Consider the following 15,332-nt stretch of genomic DNA (forward strand, 5'->3'; position numbering starts at 1 on the left):
GAGCCTTTCGAATCGTTCTTCAGCAAGACCGCGGCAACTAATCCATTCAAGCAGCACGATCCGCAAAAGCGTTAGCACGAAACTCCCGGGCACTTGCCTAATCCTGCATCTTTCCGCCATGGAATGACATGTGGCCGACACCCCAGCCGCAATGTTTCAATGGATCCATGCCGCTGGACGAATTGTGCGCTCTTCTGGCCCGTCACGCTCGAGACGACGCGACGACCGCCATCGAGGACCTCCTGATCGGCCGAGAGGAGGCGGACACCTCACTGCCGCCGGCCACCGGGACCCGCATGACGTTGATCGCCCAAGGCGCGAAACGCCTCGCATACGACGACGTCGTGCACCACTTCCAGGCCGGCCAGTACCTGGTCTCCTCCATCGCCACACCCCTCAAATGCCATTTCATCGATGCGACTCCGGAGCGGCCGGCCCTGGGCCTTTGCCTGCTTCTGCATTCTTCTGACGTCGCCGAGCTACTCCTGCAAGCCACCCCCGACGCCGCTTCGCAGAACGACACCACGACAACCCCACTGCCGGTCGCCTTCAGCCAAGCCCCCGACACACTCCTCGACGCCTCAGTCCGCCTGGTCCGGCTGCTCGACCAGCCGCACGACAGGGACGTCCTTTCCCCTCTGGTGAAACGCGAGATCATCTGGCGACTGATCACCAGCGAGCACGGCGCCACCGTCCGCCAGATCGGCCTCACCGACAGCCGGCTCTCCCCCATCGCCAGGGCCCTGCGCTGGATACGGGACAACTACAAAGAACCATTCCAGGTCGAGGACCTCGCAGCCCAGATCGGGCTGAGTGCCTCGGCCTTTTATCGGAACTTTCAAGCCGTCACCGGAACCACCCCCATCCAGTACCAGAAGAAGATCAGGCTCCAAGAGGCCCGCCTTCTGCTGGCAGCAAATCCGAAGGACGTCGCGCGCATAGGAAGCCTCGTGGGATACACCAGCCCCTCCCAGTTCAGCCGGGAATACCGCCGCCATTTCGGAGCACCACCGAGTCAGGACGCGATCCGATTCGCAGCAGGAATCGCCGAGACAAAGGGTTGACCGCCAGGGCGGCCCACTTTCATGTTCCGCGCCTGCCAGTGACCGGCGGGGCGAAGGCGGTGCCCATCACCCTCATCGAGGCGCCCGCGCCGCGATCGCCGTCCACGGTGCGGCCCGCCGCGAACAGGTTCGGCGTGTTGCGGCTGCGCAGCACGTCCAGTGGGATGCCGGATGGTCGCCGCCACGCTCTCGCACTGCCCGCCGTCACCCACAGTTACGCAACAGGCTTTAGGCCCTCAGCGTCTCGAAGGCTGCCGCTGTCGGGCTGGCCGGTTCAGCTTGGTAGACCACCAGTTGCTGATGCGGGGCCCCGTTGACGGTGAAGGCCGCGAATGCGGTGTGCAGGTCGCCGACCTGGGGGTGTTTGAGGCGCTTGGCTTCCTGGGACTTGCTCTTGACCTCGTGCATCTGCCAGATCTCGGCGAATTCCCTGCTCTGGGCGGACAGGTCCGCCACGACTTCGGCGATGCGGGCCGATTCTGGGTCGTGGCCGTAGGCGGCCCTGATTTCGGCGACGCAGGAGTGCGCGACTCGCTCCCATTCCTGGTAGAACTCGCGCCCTGCCGGGTCGGCGAACACCATGCGAGCGAGGTTGTCGAACGCGTCGAACCCGCTGTGGAGGGCCGTGGCGAGGGAGTTGCCCGCCATGACGTCGAGGGCCGGGCCGACGATGAAGGCCGGAGTGTGGTCCCATGCGTCCAACAGCTGCAACAACTGCCGGCTGACGTCCGTCTGGTCCCGGCCACGTGGGCGTTGCGAGGCGGTGCGGCAGAGGCGGTCGAGGTGGTCGGTGGCCTCGGCGTCCAGCTTCAGCGCCTGTGCCACGGCCCCGCGGATTTGCGGGGACGGGCCGTTCTCGCGCCCCTGCTCCAGCCTCATGTAGTAGTCGGAGCTGACTGCGGCAAGCAGCGCGATTTCCTCCCTGCGCAGTCCCGGAACCCTGCGTCGCCCATATTCGGGAAGCCCGACGTCGTGTGGCTTCAAGGCTTCTCGGCGGGCTCTGAGGAAATCGCCCAAAGGTGTCCCGTTGCTCATCCGGCAAGACTAGAGGGCTTTCAGCTGACGGCAGGTCCCGGGCTTCGGGCCGTGTCAGGTTTGAGCACGTGCTCGCGCGAGGCGTGGACCTCGCTGCGCAGAGTGGCCAGGTCGACGTCGAGGACCCGTCCGTCCCACTTGCGAGGCTCGCCGTTGATGAGGACGGCGCTGATGTTGCGGGCGTCGGAACCCAGCACGATCGTGCCGATCGGATCGTTGAGGGGCATGGTGTTGAGGTCCTCCGCCTGGACGACCAGCAGGTCGGCCTTCTTGCCCGGGGTGAGCGAGCCGGTGACGGCGGCCAGGCCGTTGGTGCGGGCGCCCTGAAGGGTGGCGAAATCGAGGACGTCGTGGGTGGTGATGCGGGAGGGCTGCCGGTCGGTGCCGTATGCGGCGTTGACCGCGCGCATCCGCTGTATGGCGTGCAGGGCCCGCATCTGCGTGAACATGTCGCTGGCCAGGGCGACTTCGACGTCGATGCTCAGTCCTGGACGGATGCCGACTGACAGGGCCTCGTCGACGGCGGGGATCGCGGTCTCCAGGCCGATCTGCGCCTCGGACGTGGGTGCGAGCGCCACGGTGGTACCGGTCTCGGCCATTGCCTTCCATGCATCGGAGGTCAGTCCGGTGGCATGGATGAGGGTGACACAGGGGCTGAGAATGCGGTCCTTCGCCCAGCGCAGGACCGCCTCGGAGGACGACGCGCCGAAGACGGCGTCCACGCTCACTCCGATGCCCAGCTCCTTGGCGACGCGCGCGAGTCCGCGTCCGTAGGCGAGCGCCGGTCCGGCGATCTCGTCGGTGGCCAGGGCCGCCAGGCGCAGCGTCAGCAGCTGGTCGCGGCTGCTGAAGTACTTGTCCTGGATGCGGGTCAGGTCGCCGGGCCACTGCCGGTCCCACTCGCCGAAGTGCGGGCCCATGGAGGCGTGCACGCCGCGGATCCCGGTGTCGGCGAGGGCCTCGATGGCGGCGTCGGAGTGCTCGCGGGTCCGGGAGTTGTGGGAGAAGTCGAGCATGGTCGTGATGCCGCAGTCGATCGCGGTCAGGGCGGCCAGCCTGGTGCCGATGTACATGTCCTCGGGCCGGTAGACCGTGGCGTAGCCGGCCAGCGTGGCAGTGACGTAGCCACCGAGGTCGTCGACGTCCGGCATGATCCGGCGCAGCTGGGTCTCCCAGGCGTGCCGGTGGCTGTCGACGAAGCCGGGGGTGAGGATCGTGCCGGCGGCATCGACGACCACGGCATCGCCCGCGTCGAGGCCACGGCCGACGGCGGAGATCGTGTCACCCTCGACGAGGAGGTCCCCGTCGCCGATGACGCCGAGGACGGGGTCCATGGTGACGATGGTCGCGCCGGTGAACAGAATGCGCCGCCGGTCGGCGGGCCGGCGCCGGAGCTCTTCGAGCACGGCGGCGCTGGTGGTGTTGTCGACGTTCATGAGGGGTCTTCTTTCGGTACGGCGGGCAGAGCCGGGAAGATGGGCCGCCCGCTGTATAGGGCTGGGGAGGGCAGGTGGCCGGGGACGGCCGAGGCTGCTTGAACACCAGCCTCGAACCCGCCCGCTTCGGCAACCAGGCCGCGCTTTCCCCAGGTGTCGCGCACCCAGGATCGCCGCACGGGGCGGTATGGATCTAGAACAGTGCGCCGCGCCGCTGGCGCACCGCATGAGGAAGTTCATCGCCCACGATGCTGGGTGCACGGCACCCAGGAAGCCCCCACCTGGGAAGACCGCAGCCTGGTTGCCACCGGCCGCCAAGGCGATCGTAGAGCCATGACCGGCAATGACACGCCCCCCGACCCGCACCCCTACATCGGCATGTGGGTGACTGAAGACGGGCACATCCGTCAGGAGCTCCTGCCGAACGGCCGCTACGACGAGGCCCGCGGCAACCGTCAGAGCGCCTACACCGGCAGCTACACCGTCACCGGCAACCACATCGACTACGTTGATGACACCGGCTTCACCGCCACCGGCGACGTCCGCGACGGCGTACTCTTCCACGAGCACCTGGTTCTCCACCGGGAGCGCGGCGCCCGACCATGACCAGGATCCACATTCGACCGTGACGGCGTGGGCCTCGTGGCCGAACTGCACGATGACCGAGTCCGGATCCGCAGGTCCTGCCATGCCCTGGGTGTGTCGACGCCCGGCTTCCACCCGCCAGCTCGCATCACCTCACCCCTGATTCCGGAGAAGATGAGGCAAAACCACCCTGGGCCGCCTCCTGGACTGCCTTCTGTGGTCAATGGTGTCGGACGGCAGCCATAGCCTCCGGCCGATCGCGCAAAAGCGGCTCACGGCAGCCAGACAGTGACGTCCAGCCCGCCGTCGGGTCGGGGGCGGGCTTCGGCGCGGCCGCCATGGGCGTCGGCGACTGAGCGGACGATCGACAGGCCGAGGCCGGAGTGCGTGGTGTCGCCGGTGCGGTCGGGGGATCCTCGGTGGAAGGGTTCGAAGAGGGCCTGGACGGTCTCGGGGTCGATCTGAGGGCCGGTGTTGCTGACTACCAGTGCGGGGGTGTCGGCGATCTCGACCCGGACCCAGCCGCCGGCGTGGTTGTAGGTGACGGCGTTGTCGATCAGGTTGAGGACGAGGCGTTCCAACAGCACCGGATCGCCTGCCACGGTCCGCGGCCCGGTGCGCACCTCGACGTCGTCGAGGTCCTTCGCGACGGTCTCCACCAAGTGGTCGAGACGGACCGGTACACGGTCGGACAGGCCTCGGTCGCTGCGGGCGAGGACAAGCAGGCCGTCCAGTACCCGTTCGGTGCGGGCGTTCGTGTCGAGCAGTCGCGCGCCGAGCAGCCGCGTCTCGGGCGGGACGTCGGCGAGCAGAGCGACCTCGATCAGGGTCCGTTGCAGGGCGAGCGGGGTCCGTAGCTCGTGCGAGGCGTTGGCGACGAATCTGCGTTGGCTGTCGAAGGACCGGGACAGCCGGTCGAGCATGCCGTCGAAGGTGTCGGCGAGTTCTTTGAGCTCGTCGTCGGGTCCGTTCAGCTTGATCCGGCGGTTGAGGTCCTCGGCGCCGAGCCGGCGCGCGGTGCCGGTGATGTCGTGCAACGGACGCAGAATCCGTCCGGCGACGAGCCGGCCGAGCAGCACGGCCAGCGCGGCGGTGATCAGCAGCGCCGCGCCGGACTGGACCAGCAGCGTGGTGAGCGTCGAGGAGCGGTAGGCGGTCAGCGACTGGATGACTTGCGCGGTGTTCTGCTCCGGCAGAGCGGGCACCGTCGGGGCGTTCTGGGAAGTCTCATCCGCGGGCATCTGTCCCACGGAAGTATCGGCGAATCTCGTCGGCGAGGGCAGGGCCTGGCTCACCAGCAGGTAGACGATGACCAGCAGCACGATCCCGGAAAGCATGAACATTCCGCCGTACAGCGCGGTCAGTCTGCCCCGCACGGACAGCGGCCTCACGCGCCGAACCGGTAGCCGGCGCCGGGCACGGTATGGATGAGCGGCGGGTCGCCGAGTTTGCGGCGCAGCGTCATCACGGCCATGCGAACCGCATTGGTGAACGGATCGGCATGCTCGTCCCATGCCTTCTCCAACAAGGACTCGACACTGACAACGCTGTCTTCGGCGCGCATCAGCACCTGCAGCACGGCGTACTCCTTCGGTGCCAGCGGCAGGAACCGGCCGTCCCGGGACGCCTGGTGTCGCGGCAGGTCGAGGACCACGCCGTGACGTTCCAGCACCGGCGGCAGCGCGGGCCGGGTCCTCCTGGCCAACGCCTGCACGCGGGCGACCAGCTCGCTGAACGCGAACGGTTTGGTGAGGTAGTCGTCGGCGCCGAGGCCGAGCCCCGCGACCCGATCAGCGACGGCGACGGCGGCGGTCACCATGAGCACCCGGGCCCGGCCGCCGTCGGCGACGACGGCAGCGCACACCTGGTCGCCGGACACGTCGGGCAGGTCGCGGTCCAGGACCACGACGTCGTATGCATGCACGCCGATCCGCTCCAGCGCACATTCGCCGCCGTAGCAGACGTCGACCGCCATCGCGAACTTGCGCAATCCCTCGGCGATCGAGTCGGCGAACAATCGTTCGTCCTCAACCACAAGCACTCTCACGTCCCGATGCTAGAGGCGTCGGGATATTGAGGAGATAAACGATTCTGCTTAACCGGCCCGGATCACCCGATCAGTACTACTGGATTCCGCAAGTCCTGAACCCCAGAGTCCTGAACTGACGGAGTGTCATGCGGAAACACATCACGGCCTTGGCCGTCGCCGGTGCGGCGACGGCAGTGCTGCTGGCCGGCTGTGGCGGCAGCAGCAGCCCGAACAAAGTGGCTTCACTGTCCTCGCCGAAACCGACGGTCAGCACCGCGCCGGCCCCCGGCGGCGGCAACGCGAACCAGGGCGACGACGCGGACCAGATGCTCGCGTACGCGAAATGCATGCGCGACAACGGCTACGACATGCCCGATCCGGGTGGCAGCGGAGACATGCCGGGAGTCAGGCCCGACGACCCGAAGTTCGCGGGCGCCAACGAGAAGTGCAAGTCGAAGCTGCCCAACGGCGGCCAGCCCACGGCACAGGATCCGGCCGAGCTGGACCAGATGCGCACGTGGGCGAAGTGCATGCGCGACCACGGCGTTGACACCCCCGATCCGCAGCCGGGCGAGGGCTTGGCCCTCCCAGACGGCACCGATCCGAAAGTCCAGGCAGGCGAGAAGGCCTGCGGGTCGGTGGGAGGGTGACGATGTCCGATGAGAGCACGCCGCACGGGCGCGGGCACCGGGCCCGGTGGTTCGTCGGCGCGTCGGTGACAGTGATGGTGGCGGGCACGGGCTCGGTGGTCGTGCTGACCCAGGTGTCGGAGGCACAGGCGCCGCCGGTCCCGCCGCCGCCGGTCGCCACCGCCGCCATCGCCAAGACCGACCTCAGCGAGCAGGAGGACACCGACGGCACGCTGGGGTTCGGCGCGGAGACGGACCTGACCGGGCGAAAGCCCGGCACCATCACGTCGTTGCCGGCGCCGGGCACGGTGATCTCCCAGGGCAACCAGGTGTACGGCGTGGACGCGACACCGGTGCCGCTGTTCTACGGCATGCTGCCGTTCTACCGCGATCTGTCCGCGGGCGTCCCCGACGGCCCGGACGTCGAGGAGCTTGAGAAGAACCTCAAGGCCCTGGGCTATACCGGGTTCGGCACGCCGGACAACAAGTTCACCGCCGCGACCGCGACGGCGTTGAAGCAATGGCAGAAGGCACAAGGGCTCCCGCAGACGGGCACGTTCACACCCGGCGACGTGGTGCTCGCGACCGGCCCGATCCGCGTGTCCACGGTGACCGGCTCGCTCGGCGGACCGGCCGCCGGCCCCGTCGTCAAGACGACCGGCACCAGCAGGATCGTGGAGGTGAAGCTCGACGCCGCGAAGCAGAACCTGGCCGAGGCCGGCGACGTGGTCAAGATCGACGTCAACGGCGCGACCGGCACCGGCAAGGTCGTCGACGTGGGGCGCACCGCCGTACCCGACAAGGACGCGACCGGCCAGCCCAACGGCAAGGTGGTGATCACCGTCAGGATCATGCTCGACGACCCGAACCTGGGCGGCGGTCTGGACTCCGTGCCGGCCACCGTGCATTTCGTCAAAGACGTCCATAAGAACGTACTGGTGGTCCCGGTCGGCGCGCTGCTCGCGCTCGCCGAGGGCGGCTACGCGGTCGAAGTCGACGACCAGAGAGGGCAGCGCCACCTGGTCCCGGTGAAGACCGGGTTGTTCTCCGGTGGCAGGGTCGAGATATCCGGGCCCGGGCTGGCCCCCGGCACGATGGTGGTGACGGCGTCGTGATCCCGGTGCTGCGCGCGGACCGGGTCTCGCGCGCCTATCCCGGCGGCGTGCAGGCGTTGCGGGAGGTGTCGCTGTCCGTCGAGGAGGGCGAGATGGTCGCCATCGTCGGCCCGTCCGGCTCGGGCAAGTCCACGCTGCTTCAGCTGATGGGCACGCTGGACCGCCCGACGTCCGGCCGGATCGAGATCCGCGGCCACGACGTGGCGACGCTGCCGGACCGCCGGTTGTCCGCGCTGCGTTCGGCCTGGATCGGGTTCGTGTTCCAACAGTTCTTCCTGTCCGAGGGGGTGAGCGCGGTCGACAACGTCTGCGCCGGGCTGCTTTACGCCGGCGTGCCGCGGCGGCAGCGCCGGGCCAAAGCGCTGGCCGCGCTGGACCGGGTACGGCTGGGCCATCGGGCCGAGCACTTCCCCAACGAGCTGTCCGGCGGCGAACGGCAACGGGTGGCGATCGCCCGCGCGGTGGTGAACGAGCCGTCGATCCTGCTGGCCGACGAGCCCACCGGCAACCTGGACACCGCCACCGGGGCGGCCGTCCTGGAGCTGCTGGGCGACCTCCGCGCGGACGGCACCTCGATCGTGGTGATCACCCACGACCGCGAGATCGCCGCCGGCATGCCGCGCCGCATCGAGGTGTTGGACGGACAGATCCAGTTGGACACCGGAGCGGCGGTGGCCCTGTGACCACGCCCACCCTGCCGGACTCCTCCCGGCTGCCCGTCACCGACGTACTCACCCTCGGCGCGCACGGCATGCGGACCCGTCCGCTGCGCGCGGTGCTCTCGGCCCTGGGCATCGCGATCGGCGTCGCCGCGATGGTCGCCGTGCTCGCGGTGCCCGCCTCCAGCGCGCAAGCGCTGCACGACAAACTCGCCGCCCTGGGCACCAACCTCCTCACCGCGGCCCCGGGGCGTTCGCTGGCCGGCGGCAACACGCAGCTGCCCGAGAACGCCGCAGCCATGGCGAAACGGATAGGCCCGGTCACCGATGCCACCGCGACCGGGAAGGTACCGAACGTGACGATCCGCCGGTCGGACAAGGTCCCCCTGGAGGACACGTCCGGAGTGTCAGTGCTGGCCGCCGACAGCAACCTGCTCAACGTCATCGGCGGCAAAATGCACAGCGGCTCATTCCTGGGCCCCGGCAACGACGACTTCCCGGTGGTGGTGCTCGGGGCGATCACCGCCAGCCGCCTGGGCATCGACCACGTCGACCCGGCCCACCCCACCCAGGCGGACCTCGGTGGCCGCTGGTTCACCGTGGTCGGCGTACTGGACTCGATGCCGCTGGCCCCGGAGATCGAACGCTCAGCCCTGGTGGGACGCGCCGTCGCGCAGAAGCTGCTCGGCTTCGACGGACACCCCACAACCGTCTACGTGAAAGCGGCCGAGTCCGCGGTCGCCGACGTCCGCGCGGTGCTGGGCGCGACGATCAACCCGCAATCACCTTTCGGCGTCGCCGTGCAGCGTCCGTCAGATCTGCTCCAGGCACAAGCGCTGACGCAGAGCACGTACAGCGCCCTGTTCCTCGGCCTGGGCGGGATCGCGCTCCTGGTCGGCGGAGTCGGAGTGGCCAACACCATGGTCATCTCAGTGCTGGAACGACGCCGCGAGATCGGCCTGCGCCGAGCCCTCGGGGCGACAAGACGCCAGGTCCGAGGACAGTTCCTGGCCGAGTCGGTCCTGCTGTCCGGACTCGGCGGCATGGTCGGCGTGCTGATCGGGGTACTGGTGACCGCGGGCTACGCACTGTCCCAAAGCTGGCCCGCGGTACTGCCACTGCCGGCACTGTCCGGCGGAATCGCGATATCCGCGCTGGTCGGAGCTATCGCCGGCGCGTATCCAGCAATGCGCGCCGCGAAACTGCCGCCCACACAAGCCCTCTCCTGAAAGAACCGTCGGGGACCGTCGCAGTGGCGGTCCCCTCCCCGCGGTGTGGCGCGACGTCCAGTCACGTCCTGCTGCGCGATGGCCAACCGGGACGCCGCGCGAACGGCCTTCTCCCCGCCGCCAGGCGGCTTCGCGAAAGCGGCTGTCCGCGGCTTCTGGCAGATCAGCACTCGCCGTCGGCGTTCGCCTGCCAGGCCGCGGTGTGGACTTGGTCGACGGCGAATTCCCGCAGGCGCTCGACGAAGGACGCGATGGCGGGGGCCGCGTAGTGCTGCGCGGACCAACAGGCGTGCAGGAAAAGCCGCAGCGTGTTCCCGCCTGCCGTGGTGATCAACAGCGGATACGCGGAGAAGCGCGGCAGGTCCGTGACCACGCCGACGCCGAACCCGGCGGCCGCGAGTCCCTGGATCATTTGCCCGGAGGTACTCTCCTCCACCTCCCCGAAGGCCAGTTCAGCCTCCGCGACCGCCTGGTCGATGACTGTCCTGGCGGGGTGCTCGCCGGTCAGCAGCACCAGCTTCTCCCGGACCAGCTCGACGAGTTCGACGCTTCGCCGACCCTGGACGGCCCAGGGATGGTCGGTGGCGACATAGGCACGTAGCGGAACGTCCGTCAGCGGCTGCCAGGCCATCGAATGGGCCACCGGAACAGTCGCGGCGACGCCGAGGTCACAGCCGTCCATGACCGCATGGGCCACCTGGTGGGCAGCCACCGCGCGGATCGAGACGAACGGGTCGGCGGGCGCCAGCTGGGCCACGAAGGGGGCGAGGACCTCGGAGATCGTCGTGTCCGAGGCGGCGACGACCACCCGGCGCAGCCCGCCGTGAGCCATGTGGTGGGCCATCGAGTCGATCTGGTCCGCGCGGCCGACCAGGTCGGTGGCGCTCTCGATGAGCTGTCGGCCGGCACTGGTCAGACGCAGTCGGGGGCCGGCACGGTCGAACAGCGCGACGCCCAGTTCGGCTTCGAGAGAGCGAAGCTGCCGTGACAGCGCGGGTTGAGCGATGTGGAGCTGCTCGGCCGCCGCGGTGACCGTACCCGCACGGGCGACGGCCAGGAAATACCGCAGGCGCTTGACCTCCATGCCAGGCATCATGCCACATCGGCATGGAAAGCCTCGCTGAACTGGTATTGGACAGCATGCTTCGCGGTCAGGAGCATGAGACACCAGTCACACCGTCGCCCCCTTCCGGCCCGTCTCCGCCCAGCCGGAAGGAACATCCCGGTCGGCGGTCCGCGGACCGAGACGAGGAGCACACTTGCCCATGTTCTACACGGAAGCCGCCTCTGCCCACTCGCTCCAGGACTGGCTCGAACCCCCGGCCAACCGATGGGCCTACAACCACGTCGAGAGCTTCCTCCCCACCGCGGCGATTCCGCGCGGGCAGGGCACGCCCCGCCCCTTCACCGAGGCGTCTGTGCCACTGGAGGACGTCGAGATCGACATGGCCGACGACCGTGCCACGGTCGCCGAGTTCCTGGAGCTGACCCAGACCGACGGGATCGTGGTTCTCCATGGTGGGCACATCGTGTTCGAGCGGTACTTCGGTGAAGGACGCCCGGACCGGCGCCACGCCCTGATGTCGATCTCGAAGTCGATCGCGGGCATGGCAGCGGGTTGTCTGGTCGGCGAGGGGAGCCTCGACGTGTCTGCACCGGTCCAGGACTACGTCCCCGAACTCGCCGCCTCGGCCTTCGGCAGCGCCACCGTCGGCCAGGTCCTGGACATGACGGCCGCTCTGCGGTTCAGCCAGGAATATCGCGACCCGGCCTCCGAGGTACAGGCCCTGGACCGCGCCGCGGGCTGGCGGCCGCGCACCTCGGAGGACGGTTCCGTCCGCGACCTTCTGGCCGCTCTCAAGCCGGACGGGCCGCATGGGCTCCGTACCCAGTACACCTCCGCGACGACCGACGTCCTCGCCTGGGTCCTCGAACGGGCCGCGGGACAGCCGTACGCGGAGGTGATCTCGGACCGGATCTGGTCCCGCATCGGCGCCGAACACGACGCCGTGGTCACCGTGGACCCGAAGGGCACGCCCTATGCCTGTGCCGGCGTCAACGCGACCGCACGCGACCTCGCCCGGTTCGGGCGCTGCGTGCTGGACGGCGGCTCGGTGCGCGGTACCCAGGTCATCCCGGAGGCCTGGGTGCGCTCCACCCGCGACGGGCAACCCGAAGCGGCCCCGGACGCCGACTTCCGGAGGGTCCACCCGCACGGCTCGTACCGCAACCAGTGGTGGATCACCGGCGATGCCGTGGGGAGCTTCCTCGGCATCGGCATCTACGGCCAGTACATTTGGCTTGATCCCGTACGGGACGTGGTGATCGCCAAGCAGTCCAGCCTGCTCGGCCCCCGGGCGCAGCGCGCCGAGCACGCCTCGGCGCTCACCGGGATCGCCGCCGCGGTCGCCGCACGCCGGCCCCACTCCCCCACCCAGGAGGCACGATGACCAGGGGAGACGCGAAGCCGCGCGTGAACGGCACACCGACGCTCGAACACCACGGCATCGAACACATCCCCGCCGCCGAACGCCACGGCAAGCCGTGGCACCAGCTCACTCTCTGGTTCTCCAGCAATGTGACGATGACCGCGGTGGTCACCGGGGCGGTCGCGGTCGCGCTCGGTCTGGACCTCAAGTGGGCCATCGCGACGATCGCCATCGGCAACCTGGTCGGCGGCGTCTTCATGGCCTACCACAGCGTGCAAGGTCCCGAGCTCGGCGTTCCGCAGATGGTTCAGAGCCGGGCCCAGTTCGGGTTCTTCGGAGGGGCGCTTCCGTCCTTCATCGTCGTCTTGATGTATCTCGGCTTCACCGTCGAGGGCAGCCTGGTGGGCGGAGAGGCACTGGCCGGATGGCTCGGCGTCTCCAAGGCCCTGGGGATCGTGATCTTCGGCGCCGCGCACGGGCTGGTCGCCCTGGTCGGCTACAAGCTGATCCACTCCATGGCGCGGTACATCACGGTGGTGTCCGCGATCGTCTTTCTGGCGCTGTTCGTGCAACTCGCCACCCACCTGCCCCAGCACTTGCCGAACTCGGGTTCCCCGGCGACGGCGGGCACCGTGATGCTCGCCATCTCGATCTCCATCTCCTGGCAGGTCACCTGGGCGCCCTACGTCTCCGACTACTCGCGTTACCTGCCGGAAGACACCCCTCGCAAGGCCACCTTCTGGTACACCTACCTCGGCTCGGCGGTCGGCGGCTCGATCGCGATGGCCATCGGGGCGATGGCCGCGGACGTCAACTCCAATGCGTTGAACACCGATGCGATAGGTTTCCTCGCCCACCGCTTCCCGGCGATCAGCGGGCTGCTGGTCTTCGCCTTGCTCGTGATATCGATCCCGTCGGGCGCCGAGGGCCCCTACGGCGCCTTCCTGAGCACCCTCAGCATCTTCTCCCGCAGGACCGAACCACGCTCCCCGGTCCTCGGCCGCGCTCTGTTCGTCATCGGCTTCACCGTGGTCGGGGCGGTCCTGGCGATCCTGTCCAGCGGGAGCATGCTGAACACCTTCACGAACATCACGCTGTTCCTGCTGTACCTGCTCGTCCCGTGGACAGCCATCAACCTCACCGACTACTACGTCGTCCGACGGGGCCACTACGACGTCTCGGCCCTCTTCGACCCCAACGGTCGCTACGGGCGATGGAACTGGGGCGCCATGCTCCTCTACGTGGTTTCCTTCGCGGCCGAAGTGCCGTTCATCAACAGCAGCCTCTACGTGGGCCCCTTGGCGAACCTCCTCGGAGGCGCCGACATCGCCTGGCTCATCGGCCTCGCGGTGGGCGGATTCGGCTACTACGCACTCGCGCGGCAGACTCACCTCTGCACTGCCGGGACCGGCGTCCAGACAGCAACCGAAACCGCACCCGGGCTGCCGGCACGGCACACCGGGCCGGCCGAGGCCTCGAGCCGGTGAGCACGGCGGCGGCCCGACAGGTCGAGCCCGGAGTACGACCATCTCAGCAGGCCGCGCGAATCCGTGTTGATCGGCTGTCAGCAACGACACCGGCGCCAACGCGACCCGCTGGGACTACCTATCAAAGTACTGATTCTCCCCAATCCAAGATCCACGACCGCCGACCCGGCCGAGCCGGCCCACGCAAAGGACGAGGTGCCTGGCCATCTCCGATCCTCCATGATCGGCGCCGCGCCCGAACCGAACAGCGGCGACCCGACTTCGATATCGGCATCGCTCGGCTGGCCGGTGATTCACGAGCGAGCCACGGATGCACCGTAAGTCGTTCGGTGGGTCAAGCCGCTGGATCGAGTGCCGAGCACGCCACCAGCCCGCCGACGGCCGTGCCGAGCTGCTCCGCGGCGAGATGATCCACCGAGCAGCGTAACGACCGCTGGCTCGGACGAGCCGCCGGGCCCAGGCTTGGATGAGGGGCCGACCCGAACCGACGGGAGCGTGGCATGGCGGCGCAAGTCTCCGCGAATCACGACCCGCGACCGCAGGCGCCCGGCAGCCCTTGGGCCTCGGGAGGCATGCTGTTCGCCGGTCTCATCCTGGTGATCAACGGCGTCTTCTCCATCTTGCTGGGCATGATGGGGCTGGCCCACAACAGCGTCTATCACCACGTGCCGAACTATTACTTCCGCTTCAGCCTTACCGCATGGGGCTGGATCGAACTTGTCATCGGCATCCTGCTGGCCGCAACCGGCATCGCCGTCCTGGCCAAGGCGAGCTGGGGCCGACCAGCGGCAATCCTTATGGCCTCTATCGCCATGTTCATGGGCCTGCTGATAGTGCCCTATTACCCGGTGTGGGCTGTGGCTCAGCTGACACTCGACTTCTTCGTCATCGGGGCACTGGTGCTTGCCGATTGACTCAGCTCGCCTCGCGGTGCAGCCGATCAGGTTGAGCCTGGCGCTCCTCGGCCCGCCGCCGGGTGCCTGTTCGCATGTCGTCGGCGCGAAGTCGCACGCCCCGGGCGAGCAGTAGCCGGCAAAAGGGTCGCTCCGGGGGCTGTCCGGAGTGGCGGCGCCCCGAGGCTCCGAGCATCGACCGCCCTCGCATCGGCGAGGGCGGTCGCAGTGCTGTGGCCCGGGCTCACCAGCCCCGGCTGCACACCACCGCGGAACTCGGGTTGTAGTTGTAGCGGATACACACGCGCGACAGCACCGAGTTCGAGCTGCCGTCCCAGTGCTCGCCGGTTTCCGCGAAGGGCGTGCCGGCGTCGGTGTAGTAGACGTTCGACACGCGCGCGTAGGTGTGGCCGCCGTCGCTCGAGCGCTCCAGCCAGCCCGCGCACGGGGTGCCGTAGTCGGAGTCGAATTCGCCCTTGACGTAGTAGGTGCCGTCGGAGTGCTTCGTGGTGTCCAGCTGCGCGTAGCAGTCGTAGTCGTCGGGGCTGCCGTGGCCGCCGATGGCGACGTGGACCGCGTCCTCACCCGCGAAGGCGGTCGCGGTCGAGCCGAAGGTGGTCACGCCGGCCAGGAGCGGGATGGCGATGCCGAGCTGGATCGTGCGTCGAATGGCGCGTCGCATGATTCCTCACAATATGTTCGGGAAGGTGGTCCAGATCACCCTGTCAAAGGCCGTGGCGGG

At 68.7% G+C, this 15,332-nt stretch carries 15 protein-coding genes and 1 pseudogene; 9 read left to right on the top strand and 7 right to left on the bottom strand.

All coding sequences use genetic code 11. The annotated features are described in order from the left end of the window. The first annotated feature begins 167 nt into the window (after nucleotides 1-167). Entirely contained in the window at nucleotides 168-1,064 is an 897-nt protein-coding gene (locus ABH926_RS30470) for an AraC family transcriptional regulator N-terminal domain-containing protein (RefSeq protein ID WP_370369320.1), read from the top strand. A 49-nt stretch (nucleotides 1,065-1,113) separates the two neighbouring features. Here the strand turns inward: ABH926_RS30470 and ABH926_RS30475 are convergent. From ABH926_RS30475 to ABH926_RS30485, 3 genes and pseudogenes are all read right to left on the bottom strand, one after another. Then, nucleotides 1,114-1,233, bottom strand: a pseudogene (locus ABH926_RS30475) (FAD-dependent oxidoreductase); the annotation flags it as partial. A gap of 59 nt (nucleotides 1,234-1,292) precedes the next feature. Further along, a complete protein-coding gene (locus ABH926_RS30480; protein ID WP_370369321.1) occupies nucleotides 1,293-2,099 on the bottom strand; it encodes a helix-turn-helix transcriptional regulator in 807 nt (268 codons plus the stop codon). A 20-nt stretch (nucleotides 2,100-2,119) separates the two neighbouring features. Beyond that, on the bottom strand, nucleotides 2,120-3,535 hold the full coding sequence (locus tag ABH926_RS30485) for an amidohydrolase family protein (RefSeq protein ID WP_370369322.1): 1,416 nt from the start codon (nucleotides 3,533-3,535) through the stop codon (nucleotides 2,120-2,122). A gap of 333 nt (nucleotides 3,536-3,868) precedes the next feature. Between ABH926_RS30485 and ABH926_RS30490 the strand changes: the two genes are divergently transcribed. After that, nucleotides 3,869-4,141 (top strand): Atu4866 domain-containing protein, encoded by a 273-nt coding sequence (locus tag ABH926_RS30490; RefSeq protein WP_370369323.1) that lies wholly within the window; start codon nucleotides 3,869-3,871, stop codon nucleotides 4,139-4,141. 251 nt (nucleotides 4,142-4,392) lie between these two features. Here the strand turns inward: ABH926_RS30490 and ABH926_RS30495 are convergent, their stop codons facing one another. Then, entirely contained in the window at nucleotides 4,393-5,511 is a 1,119-nt protein-coding gene (locus ABH926_RS30495; protein ID WP_370369324.1) for a sensor histidine kinase, read from the bottom strand. Further along, entirely contained in the window at nucleotides 5,508-6,167 is a 660-nt protein-coding gene (locus ABH926_RS30500) for a response regulator transcription factor (RefSeq protein WP_370369325.1), read from the bottom strand. The genes ABH926_RS30495 and ABH926_RS30500 overlap by 4 nt, the downstream gene beginning before the upstream one ends. A 128-nt stretch (nucleotides 6,168-6,295) precedes the next feature. Between ABH926_RS30500 and ABH926_RS30505 the strand changes: the two genes are divergently transcribed. Genes ABH926_RS30505 through ABH926_RS30520 form a run of 4 tightly spaced genes read left to right on the top strand, consistent with a single transcriptional unit; the run spans nucleotide 6,296 to nucleotide 9,781 of the window. Further along, nucleotides 6,296-6,799 (top strand): hypothetical protein, encoded by a 504-nt coding sequence (locus ABH926_RS30505; RefSeq protein WP_370369326.1) that lies wholly within the window; start codon nucleotides 6,296-6,298, stop codon nucleotides 6,797-6,799. 2 nt (nucleotides 6,800-6,801) lie between these two features. Continuing rightward, on the top strand, nucleotides 6,802-7,893 hold the full coding sequence (locus ABH926_RS30510) for a peptidoglycan-binding protein (protein WP_370369327.1): 1,092 nt from the start codon (nucleotides 6,802-6,804) through the stop codon (nucleotides 7,891-7,893). Beyond that, on the top strand, nucleotides 7,890-8,576 hold the full coding sequence (locus ABH926_RS30515) for an ABC transporter ATP-binding protein (RefSeq protein WP_370369328.1): 687 nt from the start codon (nucleotides 7,890-7,892) through the stop codon (nucleotides 8,574-8,576). The genes ABH926_RS30510 and ABH926_RS30515 overlap by 4 nt, the downstream gene beginning before the upstream one ends. After that, nucleotides 8,573-9,781 carry an ABC transporter permease gene (locus ABH926_RS30520; RefSeq protein ID WP_370369329.1) on the top strand — a complete coding sequence of 403 codons (1,209 nt, stop codon included), beginning with the start codon at nucleotides 8,573-8,575 and terminating at the stop codon, nucleotides 9,779-9,781. The genes ABH926_RS30515 and ABH926_RS30520 overlap by 4 nt, the downstream gene beginning before the upstream one ends. 163 nt (nucleotides 9,782-9,944) lie before the next feature. On the opposite strand, the gene ABH926_RS30525 is transcribed toward ABH926_RS30520, so the two are convergent. Then, nucleotides 9,945-10,865 (bottom strand): LysR family transcriptional regulator, encoded by a 921-nt coding sequence (locus ABH926_RS30525; RefSeq protein WP_370369330.1) that lies wholly within the window; start codon nucleotides 10,863-10,865, stop codon nucleotides 9,945-9,947. Between the two features lie 181 nt (nucleotides 10,866-11,046). Here ABH926_RS30525 and ABH926_RS30530 point away from each other — a divergent pair, with 181 nt between their 5' ends. The 3 genes from ABH926_RS30530 to ABH926_RS30540 all read left to right on the top strand — a co-directional run bounded on the left by ABH926_RS30530 (nucleotide 11,047) and on the right by ABH926_RS30540 (nucleotide 14,611). After that, complete coding sequence (locus ABH926_RS30530; RefSeq protein WP_370369331.1) at nucleotides 11,047-12,231, top strand: serine hydrolase domain-containing protein; 1,185 nt, start codon at nucleotides 11,047-11,049, stop codon at nucleotides 12,229-12,231. After that, the gene (locus ABH926_RS30535; RefSeq protein WP_370369332.1) at nucleotides 12,228-13,697 is read left to right on the top strand and encodes a cytosine permease; all 1,470 of its coding nucleotides are present in this window, start codon (nucleotides 12,228-12,230) and stop codon (nucleotides 13,695-13,697) included. Before ABH926_RS30530 ends, ABH926_RS30535 begins: the two co-directional genes overlap by 4 nt. 500 nt (nucleotides 13,698-14,197) lie before the next feature. Next, nucleotides 14,198-14,611, top strand: coding sequence for a hypothetical protein (locus ABH926_RS30540; protein ID WP_370369333.1), 414 nt, complete (start codon nucleotides 14,198-14,200; stop codon nucleotides 14,609-14,611). A 223-nt stretch (nucleotides 14,612-14,834) separates the two neighbouring features. On the opposite strand, the gene ABH926_RS30545 is transcribed toward ABH926_RS30540, so the two are convergent. Next, complete coding sequence (locus ABH926_RS30545; protein ID WP_370369334.1) at nucleotides 14,835-15,272, bottom strand: hypothetical protein; 438 nt, start codon at nucleotides 15,270-15,272, stop codon at nucleotides 14,835-14,837. Nucleotides 15,273-15,332: the final 60 nt, after the last annotated feature.

It is taken from the genome of Catenulispora sp. GP43, from assembly GCF_041260665.1.
GTDB lineage: Bacteria > Actinomycetota > Actinomycetes > Streptomycetales > Catenulisporaceae > Catenulispora.

Coding starts and splice junctions, on each gene's coding strand:
- ABH926_RS30470 (WP_370369320.1), top strand. CDS start 168: ATGCCGCTGGACGAATTGTGCGCTCTTCTGGCCCGTCACGCTCGAGAC.
- ABH926_RS30540 (WP_370369333.1), top strand. CDS start 14,198: ATGGCGGCGCAAGTCTCCGCGAATCACGACCCGCGACCGCAGGCGCCC.
- ABH926_RS30485 (WP_370369322.1), bottom strand. CDS start 3,535: ATGAACGTCGACAACACCACCAGCGCCGCCGTGCTCGAAGAGCTCCGG.
- ABH926_RS30505 (WP_370369326.1), top strand. CDS start 6,296: ATGCGGAAACACATCACGGCCTTGGCCGTCGCCGGTGCGGCGACGGCA.
- ABH926_RS30535 (WP_370369332.1), top strand. CDS start 12,228: ATGACCAGGGGAGACGCGAAGCCGCGCGTGAACGGCACACCGACGCTC.
- ABH926_RS30530 (WP_370369331.1), top strand. CDS start 11,047: ATGTTCTACACGGAAGCCGCCTCTGCCCACTCGCTCCAGGACTGGCTC.
- ABH926_RS30480 (WP_370369321.1), bottom strand. CDS start 2,099: ATGAGCAACGGGACACCTTTGGGCGATTTCCTCAGAGCCCGCCGAGAA.
- ABH926_RS30490 (WP_370369323.1), top strand. CDS start 3,869: ATGACCGGCAATGACACGCCCCCCGACCCGCACCCCTACATCGGCATG.
- ABH926_RS30525 (WP_370369330.1), bottom strand. CDS start 10,865: ATGGAGGTCAAGCGCCTGCGGTATTTCCTGGCCGTCGCCCGTGCGGGT.
- ABH926_RS30545 (WP_370369334.1), bottom strand. CDS start 15,272: ATGCGACGCGCCATTCGACGCACGATCCAGCTCGGCATCGCCATCCCG.
- ABH926_RS30510 (WP_370369327.1), top strand. CDS start 6,802: ATGTCCGATGAGAGCACGCCGCACGGGCGCGGGCACCGGGCCCGGTGG.